This window comes from Sphingobium ummariense RL-3 (genome assembly GCF_000447205.1).
Lineage (GTDB): Bacteria > Pseudomonadota > Alphaproteobacteria > Sphingomonadales > Sphingomonadaceae > Sphingobium > Sphingobium ummariense.
This window is the reverse complement of sequence record NZ_AUWY01000020.1, coordinates 1-1,577: the sequence shown is the minus strand read 5'-3', so window position 1 is coordinate 1,577 and position 1,577 is coordinate 1. Positions and strand designations below refer to the sequence as shown.

Annotated in this window: 2 protein-coding genes and 1 pseudogene; all 3 read right to left on the bottom strand. The window is 65.8% G+C overall.

Features of this window, described 5'->3' with window-relative positions; all coding sequences use genetic code 11:
- Positions 1-140, bottom strand: a 140-nt coding sequence (locus M529_RS47985; RefSeq protein WP_161626315.1) for an NAD(P)-binding domain-containing protein, incomplete at its 3' end; no start/stop codon positions are given.
- Positions 140-1,318 carry an L-rhamnonate dehydratase gene (locus tag M529_RS26280; protein ID WP_021316261.1) on the bottom strand — a complete coding sequence of 393 codons (1,179 nt, stop codon included), beginning with the start codon at positions 1,316-1,318 and terminating at the stop codon, positions 140-142. The genes M529_RS47985 and M529_RS26280, both read right to left, overlap by 1 nt.
- Positions 1,315-1,577, bottom strand: a pseudogene (locus tag M529_RS0123995) (MFS transporter); the annotation flags it as partial. The gene M529_RS26280 and the pseudogene M529_RS0123995, both read right to left, overlap by 4 nt.

Genomic DNA, 1,577 nt, shown 5'->3' with positions numbered 1-1,577 from the left:
CGGGCGCCCGCCTCCACCAGCGGCGCGGCGCGCGCGGGGCTGCGGTTCCACACCGCGACGTCATAGCCTGCCTTCAGCAACTGGTGCGCCATGCCGGCGCCCATGATGCCCAGGCCCAATACTGCAACTTTCGTGCTCATCAGCCAATCACCTCAAATCGGGAAAGTGCCTCTTCGTCGATTTCGAGTCCGAGGCCGGGGACGGAGTCGTCCAGGTCGATATAGCCATCGACCGGCATCGGCTCACCCTTGAAGATATACCAGAAGAGCTCGTTGCCGACCTCCACGTCGACGGGCGGGAAGAATTCCGCGATCGGGGAGTTCAGGCTGGCCATCACCACATGGTAATTGTGCATCTGGCCGGCGTGGGGCACGACCGGGATCGAATAGGCCTCCGCCAATGCCTGGATCTTGCGGGCGGCGGTGAGGCCGCCGACGCGGTTGGTGTCGAACTGGAAATAGTCGAGCGCGCGCGCCTCGATCAGCTGGCGGAAGCCGTAGCTGGTGAACTCATGCTCGCCCGCGGCGATCGGCGTGGTGCCGAAGCGGCGCAGCTCATGATAGCCGTGGACGTCGTCCGGGATGATCGCTTCCTCCAGCCAGCGCAGGTTGAAGGGTTCGATCAGGCGCATCATCCGCTTCGCATAGTCGAGGCTCCAGCCCATATAGGCGTCGGCCATGATGTCGACCTCGTCCCCCACCGTCTCGCGGACGGTGCGGACCAGCTCGACATTGCGCGCCATGCCCTCCGCACCGTCGACCGGCCCCCAGCCGAAGCGCAGCTTCATCGCGCTGTAGCCTTCGGCCTTGTACTTCGCGGCCTCGCTGGCAAGTTCGTCGAGCGGGGTCGAATAGAGGCGGCTGGCATAGACCGGGATTTTCGCCTTGGTCCGGCCGCCCATCAGGCGGTAGCAGGGCTGCTTCGCCGCCTTGCCCATCAGGTCCCACAGCGCGATGTCGATCGCCGAGATCGCGACCAGCGCCACGCCCTTGCGACCGAAGGCCATCGTCTTGCGATACATGTGCTGCCACAGGAATTCGGTGTCCCAGGGGTTCTGGCCGATCAGCAGCGGGGCGAGATAGAGGTCGATCAGCTGCTTCGTCACCAGCGGCGAGAGCGCGGCATTGCCGATGCCGACCAGCCCTTCATCCGTGAAGATCTCGACGATCAGCCAGCCGTGGAAGGTGAAGGTGCCCATGGTTTCGGGCGAAAGCATGGGCGACACCAGATCCATCGGATTGGTGCAGAAGTGCGGCGGCAGGGGCACGGTTTCGCCACGCCACTGGACGACGCGGGTGCGGACTTCGGTGATCTTCAAGCGGATGCCTTTCCGGAGAGGTCGAGTTGGGAAATGACGGGAATCTTCCAGCAGATGAGCGCGAAGGCGAGGACGTGCAGCAAGGCCGCGACGACCAGCACCGGCGTGTAGCCCAGGCCCGCGTCGAGCGCCCATCCCGCCGCCTGGCCCATGAGGATGCCGCCCATCGCCCCGCCCAGGCCGACCAGCCCGGCGAGGCGGCCGAGCGCGGCGCGCGGCACCATGTCCGTGGGCACGGTCATGACCAGCGTGGACCAGC